General features: G+C 57.8%; 16 protein-coding genes. 9 read left to right on the plus strand and 7 right to left on the minus strand.

The window, feature by feature from the left end; all coding sequences use genetic code 11:
• Positions 1 to 107 precede the first annotated feature (107 nt).
• Genes KF947_RS14180 through KF947_RS14195 form a run of 4 tightly spaced genes read left to right on the plus strand, consistent with a single transcriptional unit; the run spans position 108 to position 3,192 of the window.
• A complete protein-coding gene (locus KF947_RS14180) occupies positions 108 to 1,511 on the plus strand; it encodes an MFS transporter (RefSeq protein WP_227404235.1) in 1,404 nt (467 codons plus the stop codon).
• A 43-nt stretch (positions 1,512 to 1,554) separates the two neighbouring features.
• Positions 1,555 to 1,863 carry a BolA family protein gene (locus KF947_RS14185; RefSeq protein WP_022520218.1) on the plus strand — a complete coding sequence of 103 codons (309 nt, stop codon included), beginning with the start codon at positions 1,555 to 1,557 and terminating at the stop codon, positions 1,861 to 1,863.
• Complete coding sequence (locus KF947_RS14190) at positions 1,860 to 2,759, plus strand: hypothetical protein (protein ID WP_133730985.1); 900 nt, start codon at positions 1,860 to 1,862, stop codon at positions 2,757 to 2,759. Before KF947_RS14185 ends, KF947_RS14190 begins: the two co-directional genes overlap by 4 nt.
• Entirely contained in the window at positions 2,749 to 3,192 is a 444-nt protein-coding gene (locus tag KF947_RS14195) for a GNAT family N-acetyltransferase (protein ID WP_133730984.1), read from the plus strand. The genes KF947_RS14190 and KF947_RS14195 overlap by 11 nt, the downstream gene beginning before the upstream one ends.
• Before the next feature lie 15 nt (positions 3,193 to 3,207).
• Here KF947_RS14195 and zapB read toward each other — a convergent pair whose 3' ends face one another.
• Together zapB and rsmD are read right to left on the minus strand one after the other, a co-directional pair.
• The gene (gene zapB, locus KF947_RS14200) at positions 3,208 to 3,402 is read right to left on the minus strand and encodes a cell division protein ZapB (RefSeq protein ID WP_133730983.1); all 195 of its coding nucleotides are present in this window, start codon (positions 3,400 to 3,402) and stop codon (positions 3,208 to 3,210) included.
• Between the two features lie 134 nt (positions 3,403 to 3,536).
• Positions 3,537 to 4,181, minus strand: coding sequence for a 16S rRNA (guanine(966)-N(2))-methyltransferase RsmD (gene rsmD, locus KF947_RS14205; protein ID WP_227404236.1), 645 nt, complete (start codon positions 4,179 to 4,181; stop codon positions 3,537 to 3,539).
• A 90-nt stretch (positions 4,182 to 4,271) separates the two neighbouring features.
• On the opposite strand from rsmD, the gene ftsY reads away from it, so the two are divergent.
• From ftsY to rpoH, 4 genes are all read left to right on the plus strand, one after another.
• The gene (gene ftsY, locus KF947_RS14210) at positions 4,272 to 5,585 is read left to right on the plus strand and encodes a signal recognition particle-docking protein FtsY (RefSeq protein ID WP_227404237.1); all 1,314 of its coding nucleotides are present in this window, start codon (positions 4,272 to 4,274) and stop codon (positions 5,583 to 5,585) included.
• Positions 5,582 to 6,250 carry a cell division ATP-binding protein FtsE gene (ftsE, locus tag KF947_RS14215; RefSeq protein WP_133730980.1) on the plus strand — a complete coding sequence of 223 codons (669 nt, stop codon included), beginning with the start codon at positions 5,582 to 5,584 and terminating at the stop codon, positions 6,248 to 6,250. The genes ftsY and ftsE overlap by 4 nt, the downstream gene beginning before the upstream one ends.
• Positions 6,247 to 7,296 carry a permease-like cell division protein FtsX gene (ftsX, locus tag KF947_RS14220; protein ID WP_227404238.1) on the plus strand — a complete coding sequence of 350 codons (1,050 nt, stop codon included), beginning with the start codon at positions 6,247 to 6,249 and terminating at the stop codon, positions 7,294 to 7,296. The genes ftsE and ftsX overlap by 4 nt, the downstream gene beginning before the upstream one ends.
• Positions 7,297 to 7,493: 197 nt before the next feature.
• Positions 7,494 to 8,360 carry an RNA polymerase sigma factor RpoH gene (gene rpoH, locus KF947_RS14225; protein WP_227404239.1) on the plus strand — a complete coding sequence of 289 codons (867 nt, stop codon included), beginning with the start codon at positions 7,494 to 7,496 and terminating at the stop codon, positions 8,358 to 8,360.
• A 100-nt stretch (positions 8,361 to 8,460) separates the two neighbouring features.
• On the opposite strand, the gene slmA is transcribed toward rpoH, so the two are convergent.
• The 5 genes from slmA to coaBC all read right to left on the minus strand — a co-directional run bounded on the left by slmA (position 8,461) and on the right by coaBC (position 13,319).
• Positions 8,461 to 9,069, minus strand: a complete 609-nt coding sequence (slmA, locus tag KF947_RS14230; RefSeq protein WP_022520209.1) for a nucleoid occlusion factor SlmA — start codon at positions 9,067 to 9,069, stop codon at positions 8,461 to 8,463.
• A gap of 19 nt (positions 9,070 to 9,088) precedes the next feature.
• Positions 9,089 to 9,988, minus strand: a complete 900-nt coding sequence (gene argB, locus KF947_RS14235; RefSeq protein WP_133730977.1) for an acetylglutamate kinase — start codon at positions 9,986 to 9,988, stop codon at positions 9,089 to 9,091.
• Positions 9,989 to 10,121: 133 nt separating this feature from the next.
• Positions 10,122 to 11,507 carry a phosphomannomutase/phosphoglucomutase gene (locus KF947_RS14240; RefSeq protein ID WP_227404240.1) on the minus strand — a complete coding sequence of 462 codons (1,386 nt, stop codon included), beginning with the start codon at positions 11,505 to 11,507 and terminating at the stop codon, positions 10,122 to 10,124.
• Between the two features lie 61 nt (positions 11,508 to 11,568).
• On the minus strand, positions 11,569 to 12,027 hold the full coding sequence (dut, locus tag KF947_RS14245; protein WP_133730975.1) for a dUTP diphosphatase: 459 nt from the start codon (positions 12,025 to 12,027) through the stop codon (positions 11,569 to 11,571).
• Positions 12,024 to 13,319 (minus strand): bifunctional phosphopantothenoylcysteine decarboxylase/phosphopantothenate--cysteine ligase CoaBC, encoded by a 1,296-nt coding sequence (gene coaBC / locus KF947_RS14250; RefSeq protein ID WP_227404241.1) that lies wholly within the window; start codon positions 13,317 to 13,319, stop codon positions 12,024 to 12,026. Before coaBC ends, dut begins: the two co-directional genes overlap by 4 nt.
• 175 nt (positions 13,320 to 13,494) lie before the next feature.
• Here coaBC and radC point away from each other — a divergent pair, with 175 nt between their 5' ends.
• Positions 13,495 to 14,169 (plus strand): RadC family protein, encoded by a 675-nt coding sequence (radC, locus tag KF947_RS14255; protein WP_227404242.1) that lies wholly within the window; start codon positions 13,495 to 13,497, stop codon positions 14,167 to 14,169.
• Positions 14,170 to 14,375: the final 206 nt, after the last annotated feature.

A 14,375-nucleotide genomic window follows, 5' to 3' on the forward strand; every position in this document is an offset into this window, starting at 1 on the left:
TCGTTTCTAATGCTGTGTCTTTAGAAGCAGTGGCTTTTAAAGCAGTGTCTTTAATCGTTTCGCGTTGGCCGTTTCGTTTAAGATCTCTCCTGCCTAGGAACGCTTGCATGCGACTGTTTGAAACCCGCCCCGGCGATGATGGCCTGCCTGGGCCTGAACGCGCCCTTGCCGTGCTGGCGCTGGTGACCGGCACCTTGATGGCGGTGGTCGACACCACCATGATCAATCTGGCGCTGCCCACTATCGCCGCCGACTTGAATGTGTCGGCGTCCCGGGCGGTATGGATTACCAACCTGTTTCAGGTCGTTTGTGCGGCTTTTTTGCTCGTGTTTGCGGGCATTAGTGAATTGATCACACGTCGCAGGCTCTACCTGTTTGGGCTGGCCACCTTTGTCGCTGCCGCGCTGGGGGCAGCGTTATCGCGCAATTTAGAAACGTTGCTGGTGTTTCGTGCCTTTCAGGGGCTAGGCGCTGCGGCCACGCTATCGATTGGCCCATCGCTTTATCGCGCCATTTTTCCCTCGCGCCTCTTGGGCAGCGCCCTTGGCTTGAGTGCCTTGGTGGTGGCCGGTGGCTACGCGGCAGGGCCCACGCTGAGTGGGGTAATCCTGTCCTTTGCCGACTGGCCCTGGCTATTTGCGCTGAATGTGCCGCTGGGCCTCTGCTCGCTGTGGCTCGCCAAGCGTGCGTTGCCCCGAGAAGAGCCACGCAAAGGCAGTTTTGATGTGGCTGGGGCGCTGCTCTCAATCGTTATGCTGGCCAGCTTCTTTATTGCCATGGACGCCGTGAGCCACGCCGCGCCGCTTTGGCAAAGCGGTGGCTGGGTGCTATTGGCGGTACTGGCCTGTGCTGGGTTTATTGCGCGTCAGCGTCGCGCACCGTATCCATTGCTGCCGCTTAGCGTGTTTGCCGAGCTGCGCTTTACACTGGCGGTATCTGCCTCTGGGCTTGCATTTATAGGTCAGGGCCTTACGTTTGTAGCCCTGTCGTTTTTCTACCAGGAGCAGATGGGGTTTTCGCCACTGGAAACCGCTTGGCTGTTTACGCCTTGGCCACTGGCTATCATGTTCGTTGGCCCTGTAGCGGGGCGCTTAGCCGACCGTATTAATCCCAGTATTCTCTCCAGCGCAGGGCTTGGCCTACTTATCATTGGCCTGATTGCACTGGCGCTGGTCGATGAGTCGACCGGCGTGGCGGGAAGTCTATGGCGCACTGCGCTATGCGGTGTTGGTTTTGGCCTGTTCCAGCCGCCCAACAACCGCGAAATGATGGGCAGCCTGCCACCGGAGCGCAGTTCCAACGTCTCGGGCGTCATGAGCACCACTCGAACCGTCGGGCAGTCGTTTGGCGTGGCTCTAGTCGGTGCTGCGTTGGCGCTAGGCTGGCCGGTACAGGTAACGCTCTGGCTGGGCGCGGCGACCACGCTGCTGGCGCTTGTGGCAAGCGTGGCGCGTATGCCGCTGGCAAGGCGTGCGTTACACGCTCGACGGGCATCGTCTGCGGGCCAGTAAGCGCGTACAATAAAACGGTTTGTGATCTCTCAAGGAGAACCTTATGACGCTGCAGACACAGATTGAGCAGAAGTTAACGGCACTCGCGCCGGACGTGCTGCAGGTTGAAAACGAAAGCCACATGCACAACGTGCCCGCGAACTCTGAAACCCACTTCAAAGTGACGCTAGTAAGTGACTCCTTCGACGGCATGATGCCGGTGAAGCGTCACCAGCAAATTTATGCGCTGTTGGCCGATGAGCTTTCCGGGCCGGTGCACGCCTTAGCGCTGCATCTTTATACCCCCAGCGAGTGGCAGGCACGCGGCGGTGAACGCCCGAATTCACCCAACTGTCGCGGCGGCGGGAAGTGAATCAAGAAGTTACACGGCGCCACTACCTGGATGCCATGGGGATTACCGCTTGGGCCGCTAAATACCAGTTGCCTAATGCGCTGCCCACCGAGGCCTGTGAGTGGGAGGATTCGACGCCTGCTCCTACGCCGCCTCGGGAGCGGCTACAGGCATTGCTGGACGACGCCCCGGCGCCCAAGCGGCAAACGTCCAAACCCCATACGCCCGAGTCTCAATCGCCCGATCCCTTGGCCTCAGGCGAAGCCATTGCCTCACCCTCGGCGGTGCGGGCACTGCTGGATCAAGACAAGCAGCGTGCGGACAAGCCGGGCCAACATAAGCCGGCGATTGCCAACCCGGATACCGCAGGGCCCCGCGCGGAGGCAGCGCGGCCAGCCAAACCTCTTAAGTTCGCGCTCTCCTGCGTGTGTCTTGAGGGCCGCTGGATGGTGCTGCAGGCGGGGGAGATGAGTCCTCTTGAACAGCAGCTATTGGCTAACCTGTTACAGGCCGCAGGCATTCAGCGTGGAGCGTTGCCGGAAGTGAGCCACTTCACCTGGCCGCAAATGGCCAACGCCTTTGCGGTGGAGGATCCTCTGGACGAAGCCCGGGAGGGCTTGGCGGCGTTTATTGCTGGAAGCGCGAGCCGACAGGGGTGGCGGTTAGAGCGATTACTCTGGTGGGGTGAGTTGGAAGCCAAGCCTGATGCTGAATCTGGGGCTGAACAAGCGCCGCTGGAGCGCATACTGAACGTAACTGAAGGCCACAGCCAAACGCTTTCGCTGCCCTTATGGCAGGGCCCTTCACTTGGGTCGCTTCTCGACGGTAGCCATAGCAAGCGTGACCTCTGGCCAGCGCTGCAGGCGCTAGGCCAGCTATGGGCGGCTGGCGCTAAGCAGACTGCTGATGGTCACTGAACTCAACGTTGAGCACCTGGCCCTGCTGATTGCGCTTGAGCAGCGGGCGCAGAGCGGCACTTCTGAGACGCAAATGCTGGCAGCATTGGGCAGCCAGGATACCTGTGTACTGGGCTGGTGGCAGGCTGAGCAGCTGTTAGGATACGCCATTGTGGCGCGACTGCCGTTTGAGGCGGAACTGCAAGCCATTGGGGTGCATCCAGAGCAGCGTTGCAGTGGAGGAGGTCGGGCGTTGATGGAGGTCGTGCTGTCCACCGCACGCGGCTGGCTGAGTGAGCGACTGCTGCTAGAGGTGCGAGCGGGGAATCTTAGCGCAATCCGACTCTACCAGCGCTGCGGGTTTAGCGAAGACGGGCGGCGCAAAGGCTACTACCCAGCGGCCAACGGGGCCGCTGGGCGAGAAGACGCGCTACTCATGTCTCAGATCATCTAAGTAGCGCAAAGCTAGTTACGAAGCGCTAGTTGTTTCTAGGCTGTCGAACTTGCTAAGTAGACTGTTGAGGCGACGCTCCCACTCTTCGCGCTCCTCTTTCAGCTTGGCGTTTTCGCCGCGCAGCTCTTCATTTTCCAGTTTCATCATCTCCAGTGCATCAACAGTGTCGGTGACTTTCTGTTCAAGCTGATTAAATAGCTCCAGACTCATGTATCTCTCCCTAGCGTAAAAACGAAAACCCAAAACAGGTCATAAAAAGGCACCCAAATAAACAAGCACAAAGCTTGTCAGTAGGGACGAATGAGGCGAGCGTAACGCCACCGCCGCGTGGCGGCAAGCGCTGTTTACGGTGCTTGACGTTGATAGAGCCTTGCCGTGCTTTCGCCCGCCTGGGTTTCGCGGTGCAATAGCCAGTTAGCGGGCACCTTGGGAGCCAGCGACGTCTCGGTTTCCAGGTAAATCATGGCCTCGTTATCCAGCCAGCCGCTATTTTCCAATGCCGAGCAGCAGGGCGCGGCCAGCTGCTGATGGAAAGGCGGGTCAAGAAAGACCAGCGTATAGGGTTTGGCTGGGCGCATCAGGTAAGCCTGAACATCGTTAACATGCACCGCGCTTGCGGTAATATTGAGCGATGCCAGATTGGTCGACAGCTGCGACGCTACCCGCGGGTCGCGCTCGACAAAATCGACCCAGGAGGCGCCGCGCGACACCGCTTCAATGCCTAGCGCACCGGTACCTGCAAATAGGTCAAGTACCTGCTGGCCGTAAAGCTGTTGGCCGAGCCAGTTGAACAGCGTTTCACGCACCCGGTCTGGGGTTGGACGCAAGCCGGGGCTATCCAACACCGGCAACTGACGGCGGCGGAACTCACCGCCGATGATGCGTAACTTACCCAGTGGCTTACCAACGGGTTTGCCGGGTTGTTGACCACCCCGCTGCGCAGATGTGCGGCGGGATGCAGAGGATCGAGGGGGGCGTTGTCGTGTCATAGAGCGGATTGTAGCGGGCTGTTTATCCAAAGTCTTGGGTTACGGTGTTAGCATAACCTTAATGTCCACTATTTATGTCGGGTAACACTCATGTTTGGTTTTTTTAAACGCAAGAATAAGCAAGATCCGCAACAGGCGTCTCAAGACAAGCAGGCGCAGGAGGAGCAGTTAAAGGAGCAGCCTCAAGAACAAGCCGATGAGCTGGACATTGCGACGCCCGAGACTTCCACTGACATTGTTGAAGAGACCTCAAAAGCGCCTGAAACTTTGCCAGAGCCAGAGCCAGAGCCAGAGCCAGAGCCAGAGCCAGAGCCAGAGCCAGAGCCAGAGCCAGAGCCAGAGCCAGAGCCAGAGCCAGAGCCAGAGCCAGAGCCAGAGCCAGAGCCAGAGCCAGAGCCAACCCGTGAGACATCGCTTCCACCCGCCTTGCAAGACAAACCGGTGGCTGCCAAAAGTGACCAGAAAGGCTGGTTTGCGCGTATCAAGTCAGGCCTGGGTAAAACCCGCGCCAATTTAACCGACGGCATCGCCGACCTGTTTTTAGGTAAAAAACAGATCGATGACGAACTGCTCGAAGATCTGGAAACGCAGCTGTTAATGGCCGACGTGGGCATTGAAGCGACGACCGAGATTATTGGCCGCCTGGAAGCGCGCGTCTCGCGCAAAGAGTTGAACAACCCAGAAGCCCTCTACCGTGGCCTGCAAGAAGAGCTGTCCACCATGCTGGCGCCGGTGGCCAAACCGCTTGTACTGGAAAAGGCGGGCAAGGGACCGTTTGTGATTTTAGTGGTAGGCGTTAACGGCGTGGGTAAAACCACCACCATCGGTAAACTTACCCAGCGTTTTCAGCGCGAAGGCAAAAGCGTTATGTTGGCAGCGGGCGATACCTTCCGCGCGGCGGCTGTTGAGCAGCTCAAAGTCTGGGGCGAGCGCAACAAAGTGCCGGTAATCGCCCAACACACCGGCGCGGACAGCGCCTCGGTGATTTACGATGCGGTAGCGGCTGCCACTGCGCGAGGGGTTGATGTACTGATCGCCGATACCGCCGGTCGACTGCATAACAAAAGCCACCTGATGGAAGAGCTAAAAAAGGTTCATCGAGTGATGCAGAAGTTAGATGACACCGCGCCTCACGAGGTGATGCTGGTGCTGGATGCGGGCACCGGGCAAAACGCAATTTCCCAGGCCAGCACCTTTAACGACGCCGTGCCGGTCAGCGGGATCACGCTAACCAAACTGGACGGCACCGCCAAAGGCGGGATTATTTTCGCGCTGGCCAAACAGCTGGAAACGCCGATTCGCTTTATTGGTGTGGGGGAGGGAATCGACGATCTGCGCCCATTCGAGGCCAATGATTTTGTCCAAGCGCTGTTTGACCGCCAAGGGGACGATGCCAGCGCATGATCGCTTTTGAGCATGTGGGAAAACGCTACGGCGGGCGATTTGAAGCACTGGCGCATCTTAACTTTCGGGTTGCCCGGGGCGAGATGGTGTTTCTTACCGGCCACTCCGGTGCCGGTAAAAGCTCGCTACTACGCTTAGTGATGCGCCTAGAGAAACCTAGCCGTGGGCGCGTCGTCGTAGCGGGGCACGATATCGCCCAGCTACATGCCAGCCAAGTGCCATTCTATCGTCGCCAAATTGGCGTGGTTTTCCAGGATCATCAGTTGCTCTTTGATCGCAGCATTTTTCATAATGTTTCTCTACCGCTGGAGATTCAAGGGGTTGAACCTCGGGAGGCCGCCCGCCGTGTGCGTGCCGCGTTAGATAAGGTGGGGCTGCTGCATCGTGAAAAGGCGTTGCCCATAGAGCTCTCCGGGGGCGAGCAGCAGCGGGTAGGCATTGCCCGGGCGGTGGTTAATAAGCCCGCGTTGCTGCTTGCTGATGAACCGACGGGCAACCTGGATCCCCAGCTCTCGGCGGATATCATGGCGCTGTTTGAGGACTTTAATCGGATTGGTACCACGGTGATGATCGCCAGCCACGATTTGGCCCTGATTGCCCGACTGCGCCACCGCATCCTGCGCTTAAGCGACGGCAGGCTGGTAGCCGATGAGGGGGCGCTATGAAGTCATCCGCGACGCCCAAGCGTCGTCAGGGAGCAGCATTAAAAACGCCGCGCAAAGCCGCTGTTAAACCAGCGGTTGAGAAAGCCCAAGCACCCCAGCGGGGCGCCAGGTCGCAGCAAACGCGCTTTTCCAGCCGCCTGCGGGCATGGGGTCGCCATCACCGCAGCATGGCGTGGGATAGCTTTCAGCGCTTGATACGCTACCCGCTGGGTAACCTCCTGACCATGCTGGCGATTGCTATTGCGCTAGTGCTGCCTGCGGCGCTGTGGCTAACCCTTGACAGTGCGCGGTTGCTGGATGCAGAGCTTGATGAGAGCGCCACCCTAACGGTTTACCTGGAGTTGAGTGCCGATGATGCCCAGTCGCTGCGTATCGAAGAGGCGGTCAACGCGGAACCGGACGTGCTCGAAACTCAGCTGATCAGCGCCGAACAAGGGATGGCGGAGTTCCAGCAGTCGCTGGGGCTCGATGATGCCTTGGCAGGGCTGGAGAGTAACCCGCTGCCTATCAGCATGGTGGTGCGCCCGGAAAGCGTTGACCCGGTTGCCATGCAGCAGTTGGCCGCCCGCCTTGAAGCGCTCTCTGGCGTTGATGAGGTGCGACTTGATCTGGCCTGGGTGGAGCGGCTGAGAAACCTGGCCGAGCTAGGCCGCCGTGTGGCACTGGCGCTAGGGGCGCTGTTTGGTTTAGGCGTGCTGCTGGTGGTCGGCAATACCATTCGCCTCTCGGTGGAGAGTCGCCGCCGGGAAATTGAAGTCGTGATGCTCATTGGCGCCACGCATGCCTTTGTGCGACGGCCGTTCCTATACAGCGGTGCTTGGTACGGCTTAGGCGGTGGGCTGCTGGCGCTGGGTTTGTTAGGCCTGGGCAATCACTGGCTTTCCCTGCCGGTATCCGCTCTGGCAGCCAGTTACGGGGCGAGTTTTTCTTTACCCCAACTCGACGTGACAGGCTCTACAATTCTGCTATCTTGCAGTACACTACTAGGCTGGTTGGGTGCCTGGTTGGCGGTGACTCGTCACCTTTCGAGCATTCGGCCAAGATAATTGATAGATTTTAGGCAGTTGATGCGATACTGCTGGTGATGCTTAACCTGCGAACTTTATGCTTGCATTAAGGTCTCACTAGCGCAGACATTCGTATGGCTGAATGCGCATGACTGAATTAGTATCACGGTTTTGTAATAGGTTATTGATAACGTGCTACGTCAACCACGATGGGTTACAGGGGAGACCACCTGCACATGAGCACTAGTCTTCTACCGGTGGGGCAGCTTTCGCCCGGCGGCGATCTGGGCGGTTACATCCGCGCAGTCAATGGAATTTCGGTATTAACGGCCGATGAAGAGCGCGAACTCGCTTATCGCCTCTATGATGAAGGCGATCTGGAAGCCGCTCGTCGTTTGGTACTGTCGCATTTGCGCTTTGTGGTGCATATCGCGCGTAGCTATTCGGGTTATGGGTTGGCTCAAGCGGATCTGATTCAAGAAGGTAACGTTGGCTTGATGAAAGCCGTCAAACGTTTCGATCCGAACCAGGGCGTTCGTCTGGTTTCGTTTGCCGTGCACTGGATTAAAGCGGAAATTCACGAATTTGTGCTGCGCAACTGGCGGATCGTTAAGATTGCCACCACCAAAGCCCAGCGCAAACTGTTCTTTAACCTGCGTAGTGCGAAGAAGCGTTTGGCGTGGTTGAACAACGACGAAGTGGACGCCATCGCCAAGGATCTCGACGTTAAGCCTGAGATTGTGCGCGATATGGAAGGGCGCTTGTCGTCTTACGATTCCGGCTATGATGCCCCGGCAGGTGATGATGAAGAGAGCACCTATCAAGCGCCTGTTCACTTCTTAGACGACGCCGCTTCCGACCCTGCCACGCAGTTGGAAGATAGCAACTTCGAGGAAGACTCGACGCGCCGTTTACAGCTTGCCCTCGAAGGGCTTGATGAGCGCTCGCGGGATATTCTTCAGCGTCGCTGGTTGGCTGATAGCAAAGAGACGCTGCATGATCTGGCCGATGTGTACGGCGTCAGTGCAGAGCGAATCCGTCAGCTTGAAAAGAATGCCATGAAAAAGCTGCGTCAGAAAATGGGTGAAGAGATGGTCGCCTAAGACCAGACTGAACGCTCCATTTGTGGCTTTTCTGCATTAAAAAAACCGGCCCCTTTAAAAGAAAGGGAGCCGGTTTTTGTTGTGCAGCCAGCACGCGAGCCTAAGCTGGTTGTGCCGTGGCGCGCAGTAAGTGGGCCGACAGCAGCGACCACTGATCTTCCCAGTGTTCGGTGGGCAGGCGCTTAAAGTCGCTACGCACATACTGGGAAATGCGTCCCTCCGCCTGGGCCGCTAACAAATTGGCAGCGGCAGAGGCTGGAATCGTGGGGCGTAGACCTTCACGCAGTTCGGCTTCGCGCAGGATCTGTTTAAGCTGCATTTCCAGGCGTTCAAACAGCTGGTTGACCCGCTGGCGTAGCCGGGCGGTTTCGCCGGTGAGCACGTCGCCGCCCATCACCCGCGCCAGGCCAGGGTTTTTCTCAGCAAAGCCCAGCAGCAGCGCAAGTATGGTGCCGCAGCGGGAGGTAGCGTCGGGAACGTCTTCTAAAATACGCGTGATGCGGGCAAAAATGCTCTCTTCAATAAAGTCGATCAGCCCCTCAAACATTCGCGCTTTGCTGGGGAAGTGGCGGTAGAGCGCCGCTTCTGAAACGCCAACCTGGCGGGCGAGGGCGGCTGTGGTAATGCGCTTGCCGCTATCTTCCTCAAGCATCAGCGCCAGGGCTTGGAGAATCTGCTCGCGGCGGCGAGGTTTTTGATCTTCGCTCATAATGTGACCTCCGTCGCGGTTAGCTCGCGTCCTTGATTTGAGTGCCTACCCCAGCGTTGGTGAAAATTTCCAGTAACACCGCGTGGGGGACACGGCCATCAATAATGTGCGAGCTGTTCACGCCGCCCTTCACTGCATCCAGCGCGCAGCGGATTTTCGGCAGCATGCCGCCATAAATCGTGCCATCGGCGATCAGCTCATCCACCTGAGCGGTGCTTAAACCGGTGAGCACTTCACCTTCGGTGTTCATTAAACCGGCGACATTGGTGAGCAGCATCAGCTTTTCTGCATTGAGCGCTTCGGCAATCTTGCCCGCCACCAGGTCAGCGTTGATATTGTAGCTGTGGCCTGCGGCGTCGACGCCAATCGGTGCAATCACCGGAATAAAATCACGCGCTGCCAGCATCTCGATAAGCTCGGTTGAGATCGACTCCACTTCGCCCACATGGCCAATATCGATGATCTCGGGCGCCGTCATTTCGGGGCTTTGGTGCTCAACCTTGAGCTGGCGGGCACGAATTTGTGAGCCATCTTTACCGGTCAAACCAATCGCTTTACCGCCGCTTTGGTTGATCAGGTTGACGATGCTTTTGTTGACCAAGCCGCCCAGCACCATCTCGACCACGTCCATGGTTTGCGAGTCGGTAACGCGCATGCCGTTGACGAAGCGCGACTCAATGTTGAGCTTTTTGAGCAGGTCTCCGATCTGCGGCCCGCCGCCATGCACCACCACCGGGTTGATGCCGACTTCCTTCATTAACACGATATCGCGGGCAAAGGAGTCGATTAGAGTGCTTTCGGTCATGGCGTTACCGCCATATTTGACCACCACGGTTTTGCCGGAGAACTGCTGTATATACGGGAGGGCTTCGGAAAGCACCTCCACAACGACCTGGGGATCGCGACTGGCTGAACTCATGAGGTTGTCCCTTGCGAACGTTTATTATGTTGCTAACGTTTATGCTGATTAAGTGATGAGGGCCGCGCTTTCTAGGTGGTCGCGATCCCTCCAGCCCCGAGTTATTTGAAAAGCTATTTGAAGAGCTATCTGTCTACTGGGGGAGCTCAATGTCTGGCGCGACGCGCAGAAGCGCGTCATTAAAAATTGCTTTGATGCGTGCTAGCGCGGCCTCGTCTTTACCTTCAAAGCGCATGACCAGGGCAGGCGTGGTGTTCGAGGGGCGGCACAGCCCCCAGCCATCCTGGTAGTCCACGCGAATGCCGTCCAAAGTTGTTTTTATACCTTCGCCGAAGTCGCCCTCGCGAGCAAGCTTATCTACCAGAGAAAATTTGTTATCGTCGGTAACCGCTATATTAATTTCCGGTGTGGCAACATCTTGGGGGAAGTTGGCAAAAAAAGTATCAGCATCGTCGGCTTGATTGGCGAGAATCTCCACCAGCCGAGCGGCGGCATAGAGGCCATCGTCAAAGCCATACCAGCGCTCTTTGAAGAAAATGTGCCCGCTCATCTCTCCCCCAAGCTGAGCGCCGGTTTCCTGCATACGCGCCTTGATCATCGAGTGCCCGGTACGCCACATTTCCGGTTCGCCGCCGGCCTCGCTGATGACTTTGACCAAATTGCCGGTGCACTTAATGTCGAAAATAACCTTGGCCCCAGGTTGGCGCGCTAGCATATCGGTGGCAAACACCATGAGCAGGTGGTCGGGATAAATCAGCTTGCCAGAGGGCGTAACCACGCCCAGACGGTCGCCATCTCCATCGAAGGCAAGGCCGATATCGGCTCTGGTTTCGTGCACTTTGCGGATCAGATCCTGGACATTTTCTGGCTTGCCCGGATCAGGGTGGTGATTGGGGAAATGGCCATCAATTTCCGCAAACAGCGGGATGGTCTCAATGCCTAACCGTGCCAGCAGCTGCGGGCCGAGCTCACCGGCAACGCCGTTGCCGCAGTCGACCACGGCCTTGATCGGCCGATTGATCTTAACGTCGCCTAAGATGCGCGCTAAGTAGTGTTCACGAACATCCTGCTGGGTGATGCTGCCTTGCCCGCTCTCCATATCGCCAGTTTGAATGCGCTCGAAAAGGGCGGTAATCGCATCGCCAGAGAGCGTCTCGCCGCTCAGCACAATTTTAAAGCCGTTATAGTCAGGCGGATTGTGGCTACCGGTGACCATTACGCCTGAGTGGGTGCCTTCCAGTATGTGAGTGGCAAAATAAAGTACCGGTGTGGGCACCATGCCAATATCGATCACGTCACGCCCTGCGGCGTTCAGGCCACGCATCAGCGCCGCTTGCAGCCGAGCGCCTGAAAGGCGACCGTCGCGGGCAACTACCACGCTGGATTCGCCCCGCGCGGCGGCTTCAGAGCCGACAGCTCGCCCGATCATTTCGACCGTCTCTTCAGTGAGCGTGTCGTCAACGATACCGCGAATATCGTAGGCGCGAAAAATCGAAGCGGGTACAGACTGTGCGTTCATAGGGCTTCCCAGCTAAACAGACGTTTCCTTAAAAGGGTTCCTAAACAGGCGCGACCACTCGTTACTGACTGCCCGTGCTGCCAAACCCGCCGCTGCCCCTTGAGGAGTCTTCAAACGCGTCCACCAAGGAGAGTTCGGCCTGTACCACAGGCACAAGCACGTACTGTGCCAGCCGATCGAAGGGGGTTAGCGTAAACGAGCTCTGACCACGGTTCCAGACCGAAATCATCAGTTCGCCTTGGTAATCAGAGTCGATTAAACCCACTAAATTGCCTAGCACGATGCCATGTTTATGCCCCAATCCGGAGCGCGGAAGGATCATGCCTGCCAAACCCGGATCTTCAATATAGATGGCAATGCCGGTGCGTACGAGCTGACAATCACCGGGGGCTAATATTAACGGCTCATCCAGTAGGGCGCGCAGATCCATTCCCGCCGAGCCAGATGTCGCGTAGGCAGGGAGGTAGTCGTGCAAACGCTCATCTAATACTTTGCACTGTAGGCGGGGGCGGGCACTCATGGGGATTCTCCAGATGTTTTCGTAGGGGCTGTTGTGGGTAGTAGGGCGAGCGCTTGACGGATGATGGTGGTGGCCAGCTGGGTCTTCGGCTGTGCAGCTTCTGAGCGGCTCTCGACGCCTTGTGGAGTGCGCCAGAGTAACCATGCGGCGTTCTGGTCGCTGCCAAAGCCCAGGCCAGCCTGGGAGACGTCGTTGGCGACGATCATATCCAGCCCTTTGCGCTGTAATTTATCCCGTGCGTAGCGCTCAACCTCCTGGGTTTCGGCGGCAAAACCGATCACCAGCGGGCGCTGTTTGGCGGGCAGTGCCGCCACGCCGGCGATAATGTCGGGATTTTTAACCAGGGTCAGGGTGAGTGTGTCGCTATCATCCTGCTTTTTAAGCTTATGCTCGGCAGGGGCTGCCGCGCGATAGTCGGCGACAGCTGCGCAGCCGATAAACAGCGCCGCTTGAGGCGCTAGCCGCTGAGCTTCAGCGTGCATCTGCTCGGCTGACTCAACGTCAATCCGCGTGACGCCCTGGGGGGTGGGTAGGTTAACCGGCCCGCTAATCAGCGTTACCTTGGCCCCTTCCTTCACTGCCGCTGCGGCCAGGGAAAAGCCCATTTTCCCCGAGCTGTGATTGGAGATGTAGCGCACGGGATCCAGCGGCTCACGGGTAGGGCCAGCGGTAATCACAATATGGGGGGCATGTGAGTGAGGCACTGTGGTGATAGGGGCTGCAAGCAGCGCCGTAACTGCGCTAAAAATCTCTTCAGGCTCGCTCATGCGCCCCGGCCCCACATCGCCACAGGCTTGGTCACCGGCGGCGGGGCCGATCAGTTGCCAGCCATCATGCTCAAGCTGCGCTACGTTGCGCTGGGTAGCGGGGTGGCGCCACATCGCCTGGTTCATCGCCGGGGCAATCAATTTGGGCGCTTCTGAGGCCAAGCAGAGTGTGGTGAGCAGGTCGTCTGCCATGCCGTGCACCAAGCGGGCGATAAGGTCGGCAGTCGCCGGAGCGATCAGCACGACATCCGCCCAGCGGGCCAGCTCAATATGCCCCATCCCTGCCTCGGCTTCGGGGTCGAGTAAAGAGGTGCGCACGGGCTCACCGGAGAGCGCCTGCAGCGTGAGCGGGGTAATAAAGGCCTGGGCCCCGTTGGTCATCACCACGCGCACCTCGCAGCCCACCTGCTTGAGCAGGCGCACAAGCAACGCGCTTTTGTAGGCAGCGATACCCGCACTGACGCCGAGCAGTACGCGTTTGCCGGCGAGCGTCGACGCGCTTGTCGAGTTAACAGCAGAGGCCATGGTCAGTGATCCATATCCGCGTTCGTAAGGAGGCTTACCATACCATTGGCACCAACAATTTGGCATATTGGGCACAAACAAGGTTAGGCTAGGTTTAATGAGGCTTATGGCTGTAAAGCGATGCGTGTTGAGGCTGGCTTCGATGGACAGAGATGGGCAGCACGGGTGAGGTGCTATGGGAATCAATCACTGGCCGGAAGGTGAGCGGCCCCGGGAAAAGCTATTAAACAGTGGCGCCCAGGCGCTCTCAGATGCCGAGCTGCTGGCAATTTTTTTGCGCGTTGGCGTGCAGGGGCGTTCGGCGGTCGATTTAGCGCGGGATTTACTCAGCAGCTTCGGTGGTTTGCGCCAACTGCTAGAGGCCGATCAGGAAAGTTTTTGTGCTGCCCGTGGCTTAGGTAGCGCCAAGTACGCTCAGCTCCAGGCGACGCTTGAGCTGTCGCGGCGCCATTTAGCCAGCCAGTTGGCGCGAGGCAATGCGCTGACATCACCTGCCTTGGTGCGTCACTACCTGAGTTCGCAGCTACGCCATTTAGGGCATGAGGAGTTTGCGGTACTTTTTTTGGATACTCAGCACCGAATTATTCGCTATGAATCGCTGTTTCGCGGTACCCTAGACAGCGCATCTGTTTACCCCCGCGAAGTTGCCAAGCGCGCGTTAGAACTTAGCGCTGGCGCTGTTATCCTGGCGCATAACCACCCTTCCGGTGTGGCGGAGCCAAGCGATGCTGATCGACGTATCACGGAACGGCTAAAAGACGCGTTGGCACTTTTTGACGTGCGCGTGTTGGATCATTTCGTGGTGGGGGATGGAGAAGTGATCTCTTTTGCCGAGCGCGGCTGGCTATAGGCAGCGTCAGTATGCAGTGCTCTATGCAATATTGGCTAAGTAAAATGAGCAAAAAAGTGCCTTTTCAGCCTTTTTTGTGGGTTTTGCTTGCTGTAAGTCGGGTGCTCTGGTATAAAGTGCCACCTTTAAACTTGGGTTGAATAACGGATTTGGATAAAGCTTGGCGGTTAACGGCGTCGACACCTTCCCTGCTCCGGTTTGCCCGA

This window comes from Halomonas sp. FeN2, assembly GCF_020595105.1.
GTDB lineage: Bacteria > Pseudomonadota > Gammaproteobacteria > Pseudomonadales > Halomonadaceae > Vreelandella > Vreelandella neptunia.